At 58.9% G+C, this 16,951-nt stretch carries 14 protein-coding genes; 7 read left to right on the plus strand and 7 right to left on the minus strand.

Going from position 1 to position 16,951, the window contains the following annotated elements:
- Positions 1-186 precede the first annotated feature (186 nt).
- Entirely contained in the window at positions 187-705 is a 519-nt protein-coding gene (locus CXK91_RS22145) for an acyloxyacyl hydrolase (protein WP_103458150.1), read from the plus strand.
- 57 nt (positions 706-762) lie between these two features.
- On the opposite strand, the gene CXK91_RS22150 is transcribed toward CXK91_RS22145, so the two are convergent.
- From CXK91_RS22150 to upp, 3 genes are all read right to left on the minus strand, one after another.
- The gene (locus tag CXK91_RS22150) at positions 763-1,074 is read right to left on the minus strand and encodes a YkgJ family cysteine cluster protein (RefSeq protein ID WP_103458151.1); all 312 of its coding nucleotides are present in this window, start codon (positions 1,072-1,074) and stop codon (positions 763-765) included.
- A gap of 86 nt (positions 1,075-1,160) precedes the next feature.
- Positions 1,161-2,420, minus strand: coding sequence for a uracil-xanthine permease family protein (locus tag CXK91_RS22155; RefSeq protein WP_058065169.1), 1,260 nt, complete (start codon positions 2,418-2,420; stop codon positions 1,161-1,163).
- Between the two features lie 2 nt (positions 2,421-2,422).
- The gene (upp, locus tag CXK91_RS22160; protein WP_011914258.1) at positions 2,423-3,061 is read right to left on the minus strand and encodes a uracil phosphoribosyltransferase; all 639 of its coding nucleotides are present in this window, start codon (positions 3,059-3,061) and stop codon (positions 2,423-2,425) included.
- Between the two features lie 258 nt (positions 3,062-3,319).
- On the opposite strand from upp, the gene CXK91_RS22165 reads away from it, so the two are divergent.
- From CXK91_RS22165 to CXK91_RS22180, 4 genes are all read left to right on the plus strand, one after another.
- Entirely contained in the window at positions 3,320-3,877 is a 558-nt protein-coding gene (locus tag CXK91_RS22165) for a hypoxanthine-guanine phosphoribosyltransferase (protein WP_103458152.1), read from the plus strand.
- A gap of 566 nt (positions 3,878-4,443) precedes the next feature.
- Positions 4,444-6,249, plus strand: a complete 1,806-nt coding sequence (locus tag CXK91_RS22170; protein WP_103458153.1) for a DUF1302 domain-containing protein — start codon at positions 4,444-4,446, stop codon at positions 6,247-6,249.
- 103 nt (positions 6,250-6,352) lie between these two features.
- The gene (locus CXK91_RS22175; RefSeq protein ID WP_103458154.1) at positions 6,353-7,714 is read left to right on the plus strand and encodes a DUF1329 domain-containing protein; all 1,362 of its coding nucleotides are present in this window, start codon (positions 6,353-6,355) and stop codon (positions 7,712-7,714) included.
- Between the two features lie 255 nt (positions 7,715-7,969).
- On the plus strand, positions 7,970-10,588 hold the full coding sequence (locus CXK91_RS22180; protein ID WP_103458155.1) for a LuxR C-terminal-related transcriptional regulator: 2,619 nt from the start codon (positions 7,970-7,972) through the stop codon (positions 10,586-10,588).
- A 165-nt stretch (positions 10,589-10,753) separates the two neighbouring features.
- Here CXK91_RS22180 and CXK91_RS22185 read toward each other — a convergent pair whose 3' ends face one another.
- From CXK91_RS22185 to CXK91_RS22200, 4 genes are all read right to left on the minus strand, one after another.
- Positions 10,754-11,023, minus strand: coding sequence for a DUF3509 domain-containing protein (locus CXK91_RS22185; RefSeq protein ID WP_103458156.1), 270 nt, complete (start codon positions 11,021-11,023; stop codon positions 10,754-10,756).
- A 119-nt stretch (positions 11,024-11,142) separates the two neighbouring features.
- Entirely contained in the window at positions 11,143-11,397 is a 255-nt protein-coding gene (locus CXK91_RS22190; RefSeq protein WP_103458157.1) for a YebG family protein, read from the minus strand.
- Between the two features lie 92 nt (positions 11,398-11,489).
- The gene (locus CXK91_RS22195; RefSeq protein ID WP_103458158.1) at positions 11,490-11,954 is read right to left on the minus strand and encodes a multidrug transporter; all 465 of its coding nucleotides are present in this window, start codon (positions 11,952-11,954) and stop codon (positions 11,490-11,492) included.
- 120 nt (positions 11,955-12,074) lie between these two features.
- A complete protein-coding gene (locus tag CXK91_RS22200) occupies positions 12,075-12,530 on the minus strand; it encodes a DciA family protein (protein WP_103458159.1) in 456 nt (151 codons plus the stop codon).
- 295 nt (positions 12,531-12,825) lie between these two features.
- Here CXK91_RS22200 and secA point away from each other — a divergent pair, with 295 nt between their 5' ends.
- Positions 12,826-15,564, plus strand: a complete 2,739-nt coding sequence (gene secA / locus CXK91_RS22205; protein WP_103458160.1) for a preprotein translocase subunit SecA — start codon at positions 12,826-12,828, stop codon at positions 15,562-15,564.
- A 113-nt stretch (positions 15,565-15,677) separates the two neighbouring features.
- Complete coding sequence (argJ, locus tag CXK91_RS22210) at positions 15,678-16,895, plus strand: bifunctional glutamate N-acetyltransferase/amino-acid acetyltransferase ArgJ (protein ID WP_103458161.1); 1,218 nt, start codon at positions 15,678-15,680, stop codon at positions 16,893-16,895.
- Positions 16,896-16,951 lie beyond the last annotated feature (56 nt).

Here is a 16,951-nt window from a genome sequence, read left to right on the forward strand (position 1 = left end):
TCAGGCGAAGGTGGAAACAGAAAATTGGCAGTAGAGTAGGCTGAAGAGGATCAATCAGATAATCCGCTGAGAAAGATTTTCTTCTTTACATCTTTGGCATTTTATCAACCAGAAATTCCGGATACCCCTCAATTGTTGCTGGCAACAAATAACCAAACAAATGCAGTGTTTGATAAGGAAGTTTCCATGAAAAAACTGTTCTCGCTAGCTGCAGTAGCGGCACTCTCCGTAGGGCAAATGGCAGCCGCCCATGCCGTAGACTTTACTGTCGCGGTTGGTCAGACCGATGAGTCGACCATGACCTATCGCCTGGGTGCGCAGTTCGACTTCGGTACCAGCTGGTTCCAGACCAGTGTGGGGCGGCTGACCGGCTACTGGGATGCGGGCTACACCTACTGGGAGGGGGACGACTCGTCCAGCAATCACAGCGTGTCGCTGGCCCCGGTATTCGTCTACGAATTCGCCGGAGAATCGGTCAAACCCTATGTCGAGGCAGGTATCGGCGTGGCTGCGTTCGAGAATACCGAGGTCGAGGGCAATCGCCTGGGTTCCTCGTTCCAGTTCGAGGATCGGTTCGGGGCTGGCTTGCGGTTCGCCGGCGGTCATGAAGTGGGTATCCGCGCGATTCACTATTCCAATGCCGGCATCAAGAAGCCAAATGACGGTATCGAAAGCTACGCGCTGCATTACCGGATGGCGTTCTAAGACGCTGTCTGCGCTGCAGGGCTGCCCACCGGCCCTGCAGCTTCTCACAACGCTGGGCTAGCAGTAGGCGGTGGCGCTGCCCTTGCGTTCCTCGTGACAATCGTCCGAGCCCAATTCGAATTCTCTGCAGATGAGTGGCCGATTCTCATAGATCGTGCAGCGCATGCTGTTTCGGTCGAGTGCGGCGCACCAGCCGTCATCCAGGCGATGCATGACTTCGCCACCCCACTCATCTGTATCGATAAAGCGCTTTGGCACGCCGGTGTCGCTGAACAGCAGAACCTCAAGGCGACAACAGCAGGCTGCGCAGGTCGCGCAGCTCACGGTGGCGTCTTCGAGTTGCTGATGGGGGATGGTCGAGTCGTTCATTGCGCCAGTCTAGTCGATATGATCAACCGGACGGGAGCGCTGCGAGCAGCAAAGAGGTAGCAGCCTCCCGGCTGTTGGCCCGTGCGTCACAGCTCGTCGTTCAGCTGTTTGTTGCGCCAGCCTTGGCCGCCAGGCAGCAGCAAGTTGAGCAGTAGCGCGACGATCGCGCACAGCGAGATGCCGGACAAGGTGAACTCACCGTAGCCGATTGCCATGCCGCCGATGCCGAACACCAGTGTCACCGAAACGATGATGAGGTTGCGGGCTTCGGACAGGTCCACCTGGTGGCGAATCAGCGTGCTCAGGCCGACCACGGCGATCGAGCCGAACAGCAAGCAGAGAATGCCGCCCATTACCGGGATCGGAATACTGAGCAGTCCGGCGCCGAACTTGCCAATGAAGGCAAGGGTGATGGCGAACACAGCCGCCCAGGTCATGATCTTCGGGTTGTAATTCTTGGTCAGCATGACGGCCCCGGTAACCTCGGCATAAGTCGTGTTCGGCGGCCCACCGAACAGACCGGCCGCCGAGGTGGCCACGCCATCGCCCAGCAAGGTGCGGTGCAGGCCGGGGTTTTTGACATAGTTGTTGCCGGTAACGCTACCGATGGCGACCACGCCGCCGATGTGTTCGATGGCCGGAGCAAGTGCTACCGGTACCATGAACAGAATGGCGCCAATGTTGAATTCGGGTGTAACGAAGTTGGGTATCGCCAACCAGGGCGCTGCGGCGATTCCGCTGGTGTCGACTACGCCAAAGGCGAAGGACAGCCCATAGCCGACTGCAACGCCAGCAAGAATTGGCACCAGGCGGAACAAGCCCTTACCCAGCACGGCCACCAGCAATGTAGTGACCAAGGCGGGCATGGAGATGAGCATCGCTGTTTGGTAGGGGATCAGCTGCGCACTGCCGTCGCCTGCTTTTCCCATGGCCATGTTGACTGCCACCGGCGAGAGGGCCAGGCCAATGGAGATGATCACTGGGGCGATGACTACCGGCGGCAGCAATCGATCGATGAACCCCGGGCCCTTCAGGCGTACTGCAAAGCTGAGCAGGATGTAGACGAAGCCTGCCGCTACCACGCCGCCCATGACGGCGGGTAAGCCGAACTCGCCCTTGGCAGCGATGATCGGCGCGATGAAAGCGAAGCTGGATGCCAGAAAAACCGGAACCTGGCGCCGCGTGACCACTTGGAACAACAGCGTGCCCAACCCTGCAGTAAACAATGCGACGTTAGGGTCCATGCCGGTAATCAGCGGCATCAGTACCAGTGCGCCGAAGGCGACAAATAGCATTTGCGCGCCAGCCAGTACCTGCTGGCCAAGCGGCTCGTCGGTGTGCGACATGCTTAGATGTCCTTCTGTTTGGTGCCGAAGATCTTGTCGCCGGCATCGCCCAGGCCAGGGACGATGTAGCCGTGTTCGTCGAGACGCTCGTCAATGGATGCGGTCAAGATCAGCACGTCCGGGTGAGCTGCTTCCACTGCCGCAATGCCTTCTGGCGCCGCGACCAGCACCAGGGCGCGAATCTCCTTGCAGCCGGCCTTCTTCAGCATGTCGATGGTGGCGACCATCGAGCCGCCAGTTGCGAGCATGGGGTCGATGATGATCGCCAAGCGCTGCTCGATCTCAGGTACCAGCTTCTCCAGGTACGTCTGTGCCTTGAAGGTTTCTTCGTTGCGCGCGATACCAACCGCGCTGACCTTGGCACCAGGGATGAGGCTGAGCACGCCGTCGAGCATGCCGATACCGGCACGCAGAATCGGTACTACCGTGATCTTCTTGCCGGAAATCTTTTCCACTTGCACCGGGCCGCACCAACCATCGATGTTGTAGTGTTCCAGCGGCAGATCCGAGGTTGCTTCATAAGTGAGGATCGAGCCCACTTCCTGAGCCAGTTCGCGGAAGTTCTTGGTACTGATATCGGCGCGGCGCATCAGGCCGAGCTTGTGACGGATCAGCGGATGGCGGATCTCTCGAATGGGCATTGTGGGCTCCGGCGGGCAAATAAACCGGCTTAGATTAAAGCATCGCCGGGTCAGCGGCTATTCGCGTGTCATTCAGCCGGCGGACTTGCTGCAGCCGGCGTGGGTGGGTATCTTCCACGCCCTTTCGCAAGCGGCAGAAAGTAGTCTGTTCGGTCAGGTTCTTCGTCGCACAGGGTTGTCTGGCTTCAATGCGATTCAACCGCACGAGTTGTCACCTCTGCTGGCGCTCTATCACTCATCCTTCTGGGGAATCGCATCATGTCCGTCGATCTCGCACATATCCGCCAAGTCATGGCCGAGGCAGACTGCCTGTACACCGAAGAGCAAGTCGAAGCAGCGATTACCAAGGTTGCCGATACGATCAATGGCGAGTTGGCGGATCGCAACCCTGTCGTGTTTTGTGTCATGAACGGCGGTTTGATTTTCTCCGGTAAATTGGTGCCGAAGCTGAGTTTCCCGCTTGAGCTGTCCTATCTGCATGCGACTCGTTACCGCAACCAAACCAGTGGCGGTGAACTGTTCTGGAAGGCCAAGCCGGAAATCTCCTTTATCGATCGTGACGTGCTGATCATCGACGACATCCTGGACGAGGGGCATACACTGGGCGCGATCATCGATTTCTGTCGGCACGCCGGCGCAGCAGCGGTGCATACCGCGGTGCTCATCGACAAAGACCACCAGCGCAAGGCTCGTCCGGATTTGAAGGCTGATTACGTCGGCCTCAGCTGCATCGATCGCTACATCTTCGGCTACGGCATGGACTACAAAGGTTACTGGCGTAACGCGCCGGGCATCTATGCGGTGAAAGGGCTGTAATAGCGTTTGTTGCGGGGCTGTAACCCGCGGCCATGCGCACCTGCAATGGGTGCGCAGGTGAAATGTTCGTTAGCGTGTTATCGGGCGACCGTGGGGATGCAGCAGGCTCGACTGCCAGGTCGAGCTCATCGTAAGCACAGCTTGCCCAGAACGCTGTTTCGTTTCGCCCCATCTTGCCCATGAAAGTAACGTCTCTGATCGATTGTGCCCTCGGCGGACGCCGTTCATGCCCTGATGTCGGCTCGCACTCGTGCGTCCAGATGGTGAGTCATTCGACAGGGTTGGCGGGTGATATCGCCGTCATGAATTGAACTTTAGGATAACTGACCGACATTTCTTCACGCTTGGTGCCGGAAACGCTCTGCGGCGGGCTTTGCGCCCTTTGCAATCACGGCTAAGCTCAGAAAGTCCTTAATACGCATGGCCTAACGTAATCACGCTGGAAGCCACTGCTGGAAAGGCTATTAACACTAAAGGATTACAAGCTAAATCAAACCTTAGTGCGCTTAACCCTCCCTCGGCGTCTGGGTAGGGTTGACGCACTTCGAACCAACCAGGAGCGCCTCATGACAAAAACAACAAGGCAAGGAATCTTCCAGCCGAAGTCTCTAGCTCTCGCCGTCGCGCTGGGCACCGCTGCCCCGGCCTACGCCGTGAACTTCAATATCGGTGAAATCGAAGGTCAATTCGATTCTTCCATGTCCATCGGCGCCAGCTGGTCGACCACCGACCGCGATATGGATCTAGTCGGTATCAACAATGGTGGAACCGGGTACACACAAACTGGGGATGACGGACGGCTCAACTTCAAGAAGGGTGAAACCTTCTCCAAGATTTTCAAAGGTGTTCATGACCTCGAGCTTCGTTATCGGGACAGTGGTGCCTTTATTCGCGGCAAATACTGGTACGACTTCGAGCTGAAGGACGAAAGCCGTCTGTTCAAAGACATCAGCGACAGCAATCGTAAGGAAGCCGCCCAATCTTCGGGCGCGCAGATTCTCGACGCGTTTTTCTATCACAACTATGCGCTTGGTGACCTGCCAGGCACTGTCCGCGTTGGCCGGCAGGTTGTCAGTTGGGGTGAAAGCACCTTCATCGGTAACAGCATCAACTCCATCAACCCGCTCGATGCGGCGGCATTTCGCCGGCCTGGGGCTGAGATCAAAGAGGGTCTGATTCCAGTCAACATGTTCTACGTTTCGCAAAGTCTAAGTGATCGCCTGAGCATGGAGGCGTTCTATCAGATCGAGTGGGACCAGACCATTGCTGATAATTGCGGCACGTTCTTCGCGGTAGACGTGGTCCAGGATGGTTGTAACAACAACTACCACGTGGGCAACCCAGCAATCGCTCCACTTCAACCTGTCGCCGCTGCGTTCGGGCAGGGGTTTGAAGTTACTCCTGAAGGGGTGATTTTGCCGCGAGCTGGCGACCGTGATGCACGTGATTCCGGCCAGTATGGGCTTGCGTTGCGCTGGCTTGGTGATGCCACCGAGTATGGCGCGTATTTCATGAACTACCACAGTCGGACGCCAAACGTCAGTACGCAATCTGCTGGCTTGGCTACCGCAGCGCAGCTGCCTGGCATTATCGGCGCAGCTAACGGGATCGTGCCAGGTTCTGGTGCTGGATTGGCGCAGAGCGTCATGCTTGGCAATGGCAGCTACTACCTTGAGTACCCTGAAGATATCCAGCTCTATGGACTCAGCTTCTCTACGACGCTACCCACAGGTACCGCATGGTCGGGGGAAATCAGCTACCGTCCCAATGCGCCTGTACAGCTCAATACTCAAGATGTCACAAGAGCGCTGCTAAACCCCATTGCGCCCGGAACTTCGCCCATCGAGAGTTCCTTTGGAGCAGAAAACCGCGGCTATAACCGTAAAGAGATCACCCAGATTCAGACCACTTTCACGCACTTCTTTGATCAGGTGCTTGGTGCCGGTCGTGTCACGGTCGTCGGTGAAATTGGTTATGCCCACGTAGGCGGTTTGGAGAGTACTAGCGAACTTCGTTACGGACGCGATGCTATTTATGGCACGCCGGACGATCCGTTAGCACTCGCCGACTACGGCCGCCACGGCTTTGTAACTGCAAATTCCTGGGGCTACCGCCTGCGCGCAGTTGCTGATTACAACAACGTCTTCGCTGGCATTAACTTCAAACCTAACGTGTCGTTTTCCCATGACGTTGATGGTTACGGTCCGAATGGTCTGTTCAACGAAGGTGCCAAGGCCGTTAGCGTTGGTCTGGACGCCGAGTACCAAAATACCTACACCGCCAGCTTGTCTTACACCGATTTCTTCGGGGGTGACTTCAACACGCTGGTTGACCGCGACTTCCTCGCGTTCAGCGTGGGCGTGAACTTCTAAGGAGCGTTGCCCTGATGTCCGGCTGGCGAGGAAGCGCCGGTCGGACAATAGCGATAGGCATCGCATCCGGCCGTATAACAAGATCAAGAGGAACTGGAATCGTATGAAAACAACAAGAAAGCTATTCAGTGTCTTGGCCTTCTCTCTGCTTGCGAGCAGCGTGATGGCTGCCGTATCCCCCGAAGAAGCCGCCAAGCTCGGCACCTCCCTGACGCCGCTGGGCGCCGAAAAGGCTGGCAACGCCGACGGCAGCATTCCCGAGTGGACCGGTGGTCTCAAGACCGACGCAGCGCCCCTGAAGAATGGGCACCTGACCAATCCTTTCAAGGATGAGCAGCCCAAGTTCGTCATCACCGCGCAGAATGCCGAGGAGTACAAGGACAAGCTCACTGCCGGCCAGATGGCCATGTTCAAGCGCTATCCTGAAACCTACAAGATTCGGGTATTCCCTACCCATCGTACGGTCGCCGTTCCGGACGAGATCTACGAAGCGGCTAAGCGGAGCGCAGTGAACACAGAGCTCGTCGGCGGTGGTAACGGCGTTGCCAACTTCACCGACAGCCGCTACTACGCGTTCCCGATTCCGAAGAACGGGCTTGAAGTGGTGTGGAACCACATTACTCGGTATCGCGGCGGCAACGTTCGCCGCAACATCGTGCAGGCTACTCCGCAAACCAACGGCAGCTACACCATGGTCCACTTCGAGGACGAGGTGGCGTTCCCTCTGGGCATGACCGATCTGGATCCGGAGCGCGCCAAGAACGCGCTGCTGTTCTTCAAGCAGCGTGTGACTGCGCCGTCACGTCTGGCCGGTAACGTCCTGCTGGTGCACGATTCTCTGGATCAGGTGAAAGAGCCTCGCCAGGCGTGGATCTACAACGCCGGTCAGCGTCGTGTCCGCCGCGCGCCTCAGGTTGCCTACGATGGGCCAGGTACCGCGTCGGACGGCATGCGTACCACCGACAACTTCGATATGTTCAGCGGCGCGCCGGATCGCTACGACTGGAAGCTGGTAGGCAAGAAAGAGTTGTACGTGCCTTACAACAGCTACGAAATTGCCTCCAGCGACCTGAAGTACAAGGACATCATCAAGGCAGGTCACGTCAATCAGGATCTGGCGCGCTACGAGCTGCACCGCGTCTGGGAGATCGAGGCCACGCTCAAGAGCGGCGAGCGCAACATTTACGCCAAGCGCCGCTTCTTCGTCGACGAGGATAGCTGGACCATCGTTCAATCTGAGCTGTATGACGGACGCGGACAGCTGTGGCGCGTAGGTGAAGCCCACTCGCTGCAGTACTACCAGCACAAGGTGCCGGCCTACGCCTTCGAAGCGCTGTACGACATCATTTCCGGTCGCTACATCGCGATCGGCATGAGCAACGAAGAGAAGCCTCACGAGTACGGCTATCGTGCATCGGCTAGGGACTTCACGCCGGCCGCTCTGCGAAACGCCGGGGTGCGCTGATCTCCGAGCATTTCGCTGGTGAATAAGGCGGCCAAGTTGGCCGCCTTTTTTTTTGTTTCAAACCAGTGGATGATAATTTCCGTCTGCTGCTCTCGACTCTAGGTAAATCGAATACGAGTGAATACTGGGGAGCGTTACCCCCACTCAAGGTTAGGAGTGGGATCGCTTCGGCGGCCTGGCGTGTTAGCTGAGCGTAACGCCAGGCAGATGCCGCGCTGTGTTTCAATGGACTGACTCGAACAAGAGAACGTTGCCATGTCCGTACGCTTCATTCCTGATGCGCTAAGTGCAGAGGCAAGCGCTGCAGGGCAACTCGCGTCGATTCCTCGCCTGCCTCCTGTGCACATAGCACGCCCGCGGCTAGTTCAATCATTGCTTGGCTCTGATTGCCGTTTGCGCCTGATATGTGCGCCGGCTGGCTTCGGCAAGACGGTGCTGATGAGTGAATGTGCACGATTGGTGCCCGAGGGCACGCAGCTGGTATGGCTGGACCTTGGCGGGCGAATGTGTACCGTGCAGGCGCTGTATAGACAGCTGGCCAGCGCGCTGGCAGAGCCGTTGAACAGCGACGGCGGCAGCGAAGACGACATGCTCGGCATGCTGCGACGCGTCCGCCAGCCGCTGTGGATCATGCTTGATGACTATCCGCGTGATTACAGTCCGGAGCTCGATGCATGCCTCGACATGCTACTGGATATGGGGCCGACTCCGATCAGCTGGTGGGTCACCAGCCGCCGCCAGCCAGCCTGGAAGTTGCCGCGATTGCTGTTGCAAGGTCACTTGTTCGAGCTGGAGGCCGAGTCGCTTGCGTTTACCGCGGAGGAGCTTGAGCTATTACTTCAGGTTCACCGGCTGACCCTTTCGCCGGAGAGCTTTCAGCAGTTGCATCTGGGTACCGAGGGGTGGCCTGCTGGCGTTTGTCTGATGCTGCTTAGCGCCGACGAACAGGCGCTGCGCGAGCGGCTGGTTGCCGGCACGCCTTTGCTTCGTGATTATGTCCAGCGCGAAGTGATGGCAGGGTTAAGCGAAGACGTGCGGCGTGCTTTGGTTGCCCTGGCGCGTATGCCTCGTTTCTCTGCGGAGCTCTGCGATCATGTGCTTGACGGTGTCGGCCGCGAGATTCTCGGTATTCTGAAGACACAGCAGTTGTTCATCCGGCAGATCGACAACTGCGGCGAGTGGTTTCGGTTGTGGAAGCCGCTTGCGCTGATGCTGCAGCGTTCGGAAACCGCGACGCCGACCCAAGTGCATCTGCGTGCCTGCCAGTGGTTCGCCAGTCGCGGCGAAATGCGTGAGGCGGTGGAGCACGCGCTCTGGGCGGGGCAGCCAGAGGTGGCCGCCAACTATCTGCAGCGTTACGGCCAGGAGCAGCTCCTGATCGGCGATAACGTATCGCGCTTTCTGAAATGGCGCAGCGAATTACCTCAGGACCTGTTCGCCAGCACCACTCGACTGATCGTATTGCAGGGGTGGGCGCTGATCATTTCTGCTCGCCTCGATGAAGTGGATGACTGCCTGGCCGAACTGGCTAAGTTCTTCCCCCAGCCCGATGCGCGCCGGCAAGCCCAGCTGCTGGCGCAATGGCAGGCATTGCGTGGGTTTCTGGCGCGCCTGCGTGGCGAACCCGAGGCACGCGAGAACTGCCTTCAGGCCCTGGAGATACTGTCCGACCATGCTTGGGCGCAACGTGTGCTCTGTTATCAGGTGCTGACTCAGCAGGCGATGGCAGAGGGTGAACTGGAGCTCGCTCAGCGCTACAACAGCGAAGGCATGAAACTCGCGCGGCTCAAAGGCAGCGTGCTTTACGAAGTGATGCTCAGCGTTGATCGCATCCAGTTGCTGGAGCTGACGGGTGAGTTCGAGCGTGCCGTCGGCGTGCTGAATGAGGCGCTTCAGGCTCTGCGCGAGACGGTTCGGCATAGCCCGCTCATCGGGCGGCTTCAGCTTCTGCAGGGCCATCTTTTGGCCTACCAGGGACTTGATGAGCCGGCACAGGAGGCTTACCAGCTAGGAAAGGTCGAAACCGAAACCTGCGGTGATTCCTACTGTTTCTTTGGCTATGTTGGGCTGGCTGAGCTCGCTGCGCGCAGTCAGGAGTTTGCCTGCGCCTATCACTGGCTGCGCGACGCTGAGCGGTTGTCGCAGTGGCGACACGTCCCGGAGGCAAGATTTCGAGGCATCTTGCTGCTAATAAACGGCGTGGCCTGGTTGCACCAGGGAGAGCTTCGCAAGGCTCGCGGTGCGCTGTGTCAGGTGCGAGATCTGTACGAAGGGCAGGGCTATTTATCACCGTCCGGCTTTTATGAGTTGCTGCCCAGGGTCCGGCGTTATCTGGCGGTGATCGATATTCTCGAAGGGCAGACGGCGAAAGCGATCATCGCCTTGCGCGAGCAGGTCGAGCAGAACTTGCAGGTTCAGCGGCTGGGTCTTGCGTGTGAATGCCGTTTCAGTCTGGCCGAAGCGCTTCAGGCTGATGGCCAAATCGCCGAGGCGGAGATGGAGCTACGCCTAGCGCTAGGTGAAGCGGCGCGGCAGCAACTGGTAAAGCCGCTTTACGAGTTGCATCACCGACAGCCGCAATGGCTTACCCGTGTATTGCCCGCGGTGAAGGGCGAGTCGTTGCGATACAGGCTGCTGAAGTACGAGCGCGAGCCGGAAATGTCGCTTCCTTCAGCGGAGGAAACAGTACTTAGTAATCGTGAACTGACTGTTTTGCGTCTGATTGCCCAAGGCTGTTCGAATCAGGAGATCGCCGAGCAGTTGTTCATTTCCCTGCATACGGTCAAGACGCATGCGCGCAGGATCAATACCAAGCTGGGTGTGGCGCGCCGAACGCAGGCGGTGGCCAAGGCCAAGGCGCTTGCCTGGCTTTAGGGAGGGCTGCAGGATTCACCCATCGTTGCGTATGGACGCGCGATGTTCGGACACAACGATGTGCTGCGAGTCGAAAGACCGGCAGATGGGGAGTGGGTTCTTGTTGTTGTTTTCGATGGTTCGAGACGAAGCGACGGCAACCTGTAGGCAGTCAGGCTGATGACACTACAGCGGGGCGGGGTGCAACTCTCCGCGAGCTGCGCGTGATGGCATCTGGTCGCCGCGTTCGATGGCGAGGCTGACCTGCAGGCTGGTAATCAGCCGCTGCAGTTTCTGCTGATCACTCCACTGCTCGGCGCTGATGAAACGCTTCACTGCAACACCTTCTGCGCCTGTTAGTGTCAGCAGTATGCTGCCGTCCGGCTTCTCGATGCAGAAGTTCACATTGTAGCGAGGACGAAATACATCACTGATCTTCTGGAATGGACTCGTCATGCCTAATTACCTGTGTGAGGGGTTGCCAGCTATGGACCCGGCAAGGCAATGACAAGTTTCCAGGCTGCGGTGCTCATTGGTCTGCTCACGGCCAACGTGTTTTCGGCTCATTTATACCGTCAGGCTTGTACTGTCAGCTCCGCTAAAGCCTCAGGGCTGCTCTTGAAGGCCTTAGCGAACAAGTCGCGATGCCTTGCCATGTAGATGCCAATATCCTCGGCCTGCTGCTCACTCAGCGATGGAGAGGCTTGCTGCAGGACTGCCGCCAGCGCTTCGGCCAGCTCAAGCATCTTGTCGTGACGATCGGCTTCGGCTTTATCCATGAACAAACGCTCCAGGTCCCGACTGCTGCGGTACACCACTTCGACGGCCATTTACCACCTCGGTCATTGGCAGATTAATACTGTTTATCTGTACAGCATAAGCGGGTGGGGCAAAGATTGATAGTGCTCTGTCCCTGGTCGCTTCAGTCGGCGAAATGCCCCTGCAGGCGTTCGGCATGAAATTCCAGAGTGGCTGCGCGATAGCCACTGCGTAGTAACGGCAGTGGGAGGCAGGATTCCCATCGGGCTCCTGGCTGGAGGTCTCCGGGGCCCTGATAGATCGGGGCGTCGAAGGCACTTCGCGCGAGGTTTGTACGTGATCCTGGCGAGTAGGCCGCCACTTCCCATCGCAGGCTCTGTAACGCTTTGTCGGTGTGATTATGCACGCTTACGTGAAGTGGCTGAGCACCGGTGCAGCGTCGGGGGTCGTGGGACAGCTGGATCTCGATGCGACTGAGCAGTTGTTCCTCGCGATGCTCCTGCCAGAGTACCCAGCCGGCGACAAGTACGAGGCCTAGTACGGCGCCCAGCGAAATGGGCACGGCTCTGAATGGGTAGCGAATCAGCAGCACAAGCCAGGTGAGGATAAGCAGGGCGCCAATCAACATGGCCGAATACCGGCGAACAGGTGGCAGAGCAGCATGAAAGTCCTCCGTAACGACGTGGTTCATGCTAACCCGTGCTAGCGATTGTTGCGCAACCATGGCGCAGGCATTTGTAGCAGGATGTCAGTCTTTCTGTTTGCTGCGACTGGCCAGGCGCTCAAGTGCAGCACGCAGCTTGGGGTCGCGGATGCCATCAGCTGCGGCCTGAATGCTATCGGCGGCGTTGCTTGAAAGCGGTTGCGTGCGGGCCGGAGTGTGCCTCGGTGGAGGCGGGGGCTGCACCTTGAATTGGATGCGAGTCAGGCCCGCGAATGCTTCGAGTGCTTCCAGCTGGCGCTGCAGCCGACGCTGCTGATAGCGCAGGCGCGTGGCCCAGTGGCCATCGGTGACAATCAGCAGCAGGCAGCCCTCGCGCCAAGATGCCACACGACAATGCTCGCGGGCGGCGGGCTGTAATTGGCTTTCCAGCAACTGTTGCAGGCGATCAAGGCGAAGGGCTTCGCCGAATAGCGCTCTGAGCGGCTTTACTTCGCGCAACAGGGCCGCGGGTGCGCGGGCTGGTGACGGGCGAAAGGCCATGATGGTCCGTAGGTTCAGTGGTGACGCTTGCATCGTAGCAGAAGCCTGCGCGCCCTGGCGCTGCCTATGCGGAGGTGCGATGGGCCATTTCGAGGCCGGGGTCGAGTACCGAAAAATGCGCTGTGTCTGGCTTTCGGCAAGATCGACTAGCACGGCATCATCAGTGACGCTGAGTCACTGCGCTGCGCAGTTAGGCACCTTTCCTCACTGCCGTTTCCGAGTAGAATGGCCCTTTTGCACGCAGCCGTGACCCCACGGACGTGCCTCCATCCCCAGCATGGAAGTCTTTGTCGATATGTTTGCGCCTTTATTGAAGAAACTCTTTGGAAGCAAGAATGAGCGTGAGGTCAAACGCATGCTCAAGGCGGTGCAGTCCGTCAATGCGCTCGAAGAGCAGATGTTGTCGCTCTCCGACGAGCAACTGCGCAGCAAGACCGAAGAGTTCAAGGCCCGTCTCGAGAAAGGCGAAACCCTCGACCAGATCCTCCCCGAAGCGTTCGCTGTCTGCCGCGAAGCCGGCAAGCGCGTCATGGGCATGCGTCACTTCGACGTTCAGCTGATCGGCGGCATGACCCTGCATGAAGGCCGCATCGCGGAGATGCGCACCGGTGAAGGCAAGACCCTGGTAGCAACTCTGGCGGTCTACCTCAATGCACTGGCCGGCAAGGGTGTGCACGTAGTCACGGTCAACGACTACCTGGCTCGTCGTGACGCCAACTGGATGCGCCCGCTGTACGAATTCCTTGGCCTTTCGGTTGGTATCGTGACGCCCTTCCAGCCACCGGAAGAGAAGCGCGCCGCCTACGCCGCCGACATCACCTACGGCACCAACAACGAGTTCGGCTTTGATTACCTGCGCGACAACATGGCGTTCAGCCTGCAGGAGAAGAACCAGCGCGAACTCAACTTCGCTGTCATCGACGAAGTCGACTCGATTCTGATCGACGAGGCCCGTACGCCGCTGATCATCTCCGGTCAGGCCGAAGACAGCTCCAAGCTGTACCAGCAGATCAACTTGCTCATTCCCCGGCTTACGCAGCATATCGAGGAAGAGGAGGGCGTCGTCACCCAGGAGGGGCATTTCTCCATCGATGAGAAGACCCGTCAGGTCGAGCTTAACGAGCAGGGTCACCAGTACATCGAAGAGTTACTCACTCAGGCCGGTCTGCTGGCCGAGGGCGAGAGCCTCTATTCGGCGCACAACCTCGGTTTGCTGACCCATGTGTATGCCGGCCTGCGCGCTCACAAGTTGTTCCATCGCAACGTCGAATACATCGTGCAGAACAATCAGGTACTGCTGATCGACGAGCACACCGGCCGGACCATGCCTGGCCGTCGTCTTTCCGAAGGCCTGCACCAGGCCATCGAAGCGAAGGAAGGGCTGCAGATCCAACCCGAGAGCCAGACCCTGGCGTCTACCACTTTCCAGAACTATTTCCGTCTGTACAAAAAACTGGCGGGCATGACCGGTACCGCCGACACCGAGGCCTTCGAGTTTCAGCAGATCTACAGCCTGCCGGTTGTGGTCATCCCGACCAACAAGCCGCTGGCGCGCAAGGATTTCAATGACCTGGTCTACCTGACCCAGGAAGAGAAATTCGCTGCAATCATCGCTGACATCAAAGAGTGCCGTAATCAAGGCCGCCCGGTGCTGGTGGGTACGGCAACCATCGAGTCGTCCGAATATGTGTCGCGCCTGCTTGAGGCGGAAGGTTTCGAGCACAAGGTTCTCAACGCCAAACACCACGACAAGGAAGCCGAGATCATTGCCCAGGCTGGCCGGCCTGGCGCCGTGACCATCGCTACCAACATGGCCGGTCGCGGTACCGACATCCTTCTGGGGGGCAATTGGGAAGTGGAGGTCGCCGCTCTCGAGAACGCGACTGAAGAGCAGATTGCGCAGATCAAGGCGGATTGGCAGACACGTCACCAGCAGGTGCTCGAAGCGGGTGGTTTGCACGTAATCGCATCCGAGCGCCACGAGTCACGTCGTATCGACAACCAGCTGCGTGGTCGTGCCGGCCGACAGGGCGACCCGGGTTCCAGCCGTTTCTATCTGTCGCTGGAAGACAGCCTGATGCGCATCTTCGCCTCTGATCGGGTGAAGAATTTCATGAAGGCGCTCGGCATGGAATCCGGCGAGGCGATCGAGCATCGCATGGTGACCAATGCCATCGAAAAGGCGCAGCGCAAGGTAGAAGGCCGTAACTTCGACATGCGCAAGCAGTTGCTCGAATACGACGATGTGGCCAATGAGCAGCGCAAGGTTATCTACCACATGCGCAACAGCCTGCTGGCTGCTGACGAGATCGGCCAGACGATTGCCGAATTCCGTCAGGAAGCGCTGGATGCTGCCATCAGCGTTCATATTCCACCGCAGTCTCTGCCCGAGCAGTGGGATATTTCCGGCCTTGAAGCTGTGCTCTACAGCGACTTCGGCACTCGCCTGCCGATCCAGCAGTGGCTGGACGAAGATGAAAAGCTCTACGAGGAGACCCTGCGCGAGAAGATTCTCCAGGCGCTGCTCGATGCTTACAACGAGAAGGAGGACATGGCAGGCGCCGAGGCGCTGCGTTCCTTCGAGAAGCAGATCGTGCTGCGCGTGCTGGATGATCTGTGGAAAGACCATCTGTCGACCATGGATCACCTGCGTCACGGTATTCACCTGCGCGGTTACGCCCAGAAGAACCCGAAGCAGGAATACAAGCGCGAGTCGTTCACGCTGTTCCAGGAGTTGCTCGAATCCATCAAGCGCGACAGCATCCGCGTGCTCTCTCATGTCCAGGTGCGCCGCGAAGATCCGGCCGAAGAGGAAGCGCGTCTGCGCCACGAGGCGGAAGAGTTGGCCAAGCGCATGCAGTTCCAGCACGCCGAGGTGTCTGCGCTGGATCAGCCGGAGGAGGAGCCCGAGGTCGAAGGTCAGGCTGACGTCGCCGTGGCGCCGGTGCGCACCGAGCCGAAGATCGGCCGCAACGAGCCATGTCCGTGCGGATCGGGCAAAAAATACAAGCATTGCCACGGGCAGGTTCAGTAAGTCCGACCTCGCCGTTAATTCCGCGCCGCGACCGGCTTCTGCCGCTCGCGGCGTTTTTGTCGCAAACCCGTTCTCGGCCTCTTGGCCATCCATTGTTCTGAAGGAGCGCATCCATGGCTGTTGGTCTTGGTCCTTTACCTACCCTGCACCCGGTACCCGGTTTCGAACTCGGCATCGCTTCTGCTGGCATCAAGCGACCGGGGCGCAAGGACGTAGTGATCATGCGCTGTGCCGAAGGCTCGCGGATTGCGGGCGTGACCACCACCAACGCTTTTTGCGCTGCACCAGTGATCATCACCCGTGAGCGCCTGCAGGGCCCGGTGCGCTACCTGCTGACCAATACTGGTAACGCCAATGCCGGAACCGGACCGCAGGGCTTGGCCGATGCACGGCACACCTGCGCGGCGTTGGCTGCCATCACCGGGGTCGACGAGACGGCTGTGCTGCCGTTCTCGACCGGCGTGATCGGCGAGCCGCTGCCGGTGCAGAAGATCGAATCGGCATTGCAGGCGGCGCTCGATGACCTGTCGACGGACCACTGGGCCGAAGCTGCTACCGGCATCATGACCACAGATACGCTACCCAAGGGCGCCAGTCGGCAGTTCCTGCACGATGGCGTGACGGTGACCGTCACCGGTATCAGCAAGGGCGCCGGCATGATCCGGCCGAACATGGCGACCATGCTCGGTTACATCGCCACCGACGCCAAGGTTGCCGGCAGCGTGCTGCAGGATCTGGTACGCGATGCGGCGAACAAGTCGTTCAACCGCATCACCATCGACGGTGATACCTCCACCAACGATTGCTGCATGCTTATCGCCACCGGTCAGGCTGCTCTGCCCGAGATCACCGAAGCCACCGGCGAGCTGTTCGGCAAGCTCAAGCAGGCAGTGCTGGAGGTCTTCATGGAGGTGGCTCAGGCCATCGTCCGCGACGGTGAAGGCGCGACCAAGTTCGTCACGGTGCAGGTCAACGGTGGTGGCAACCATCAGGAGTGCCTGGACGTCGCTTATGCCGTGGCGCATTCGCCGCTGATCAAGACCGCGCTGTTCGCCTCGGACCCGAACTGGGGGCGTATCCTCGCCGCCGTGGGCTATGCCGGCGTGCCTGACCTGGATGTAAGCAAGATCGACGTGTTTCTGGGCGAAGTCTGCATCGCCAGCCAGGGCGGTCGCTCGCCCAGCTACACCGAAGAGCAGGGCGCGGCGGTGATGGCTCGCGAGGAAATCACCATCCGCATTGAGTTGGGTCGTGGCAGCTGCAGCGAGACCATCTGGACCACTGATCTGTCCCACGAGTACGTGAAGATCAACGCCGAATACCGCACCTGATCGAACTCTGCGTTTAGCTATTCCCGTTGTGCATGACCCCATGTGCAACGGGAATT

It is taken from the genome of Stutzerimonas stutzeri (assembly GCF_002909485.1).
GTDB classification, from domain to species: domain Bacteria; phylum Pseudomonadota; class Gammaproteobacteria; order Pseudomonadales; family Pseudomonadaceae; genus Stutzerimonas; species Stutzerimonas stutzeri_AH.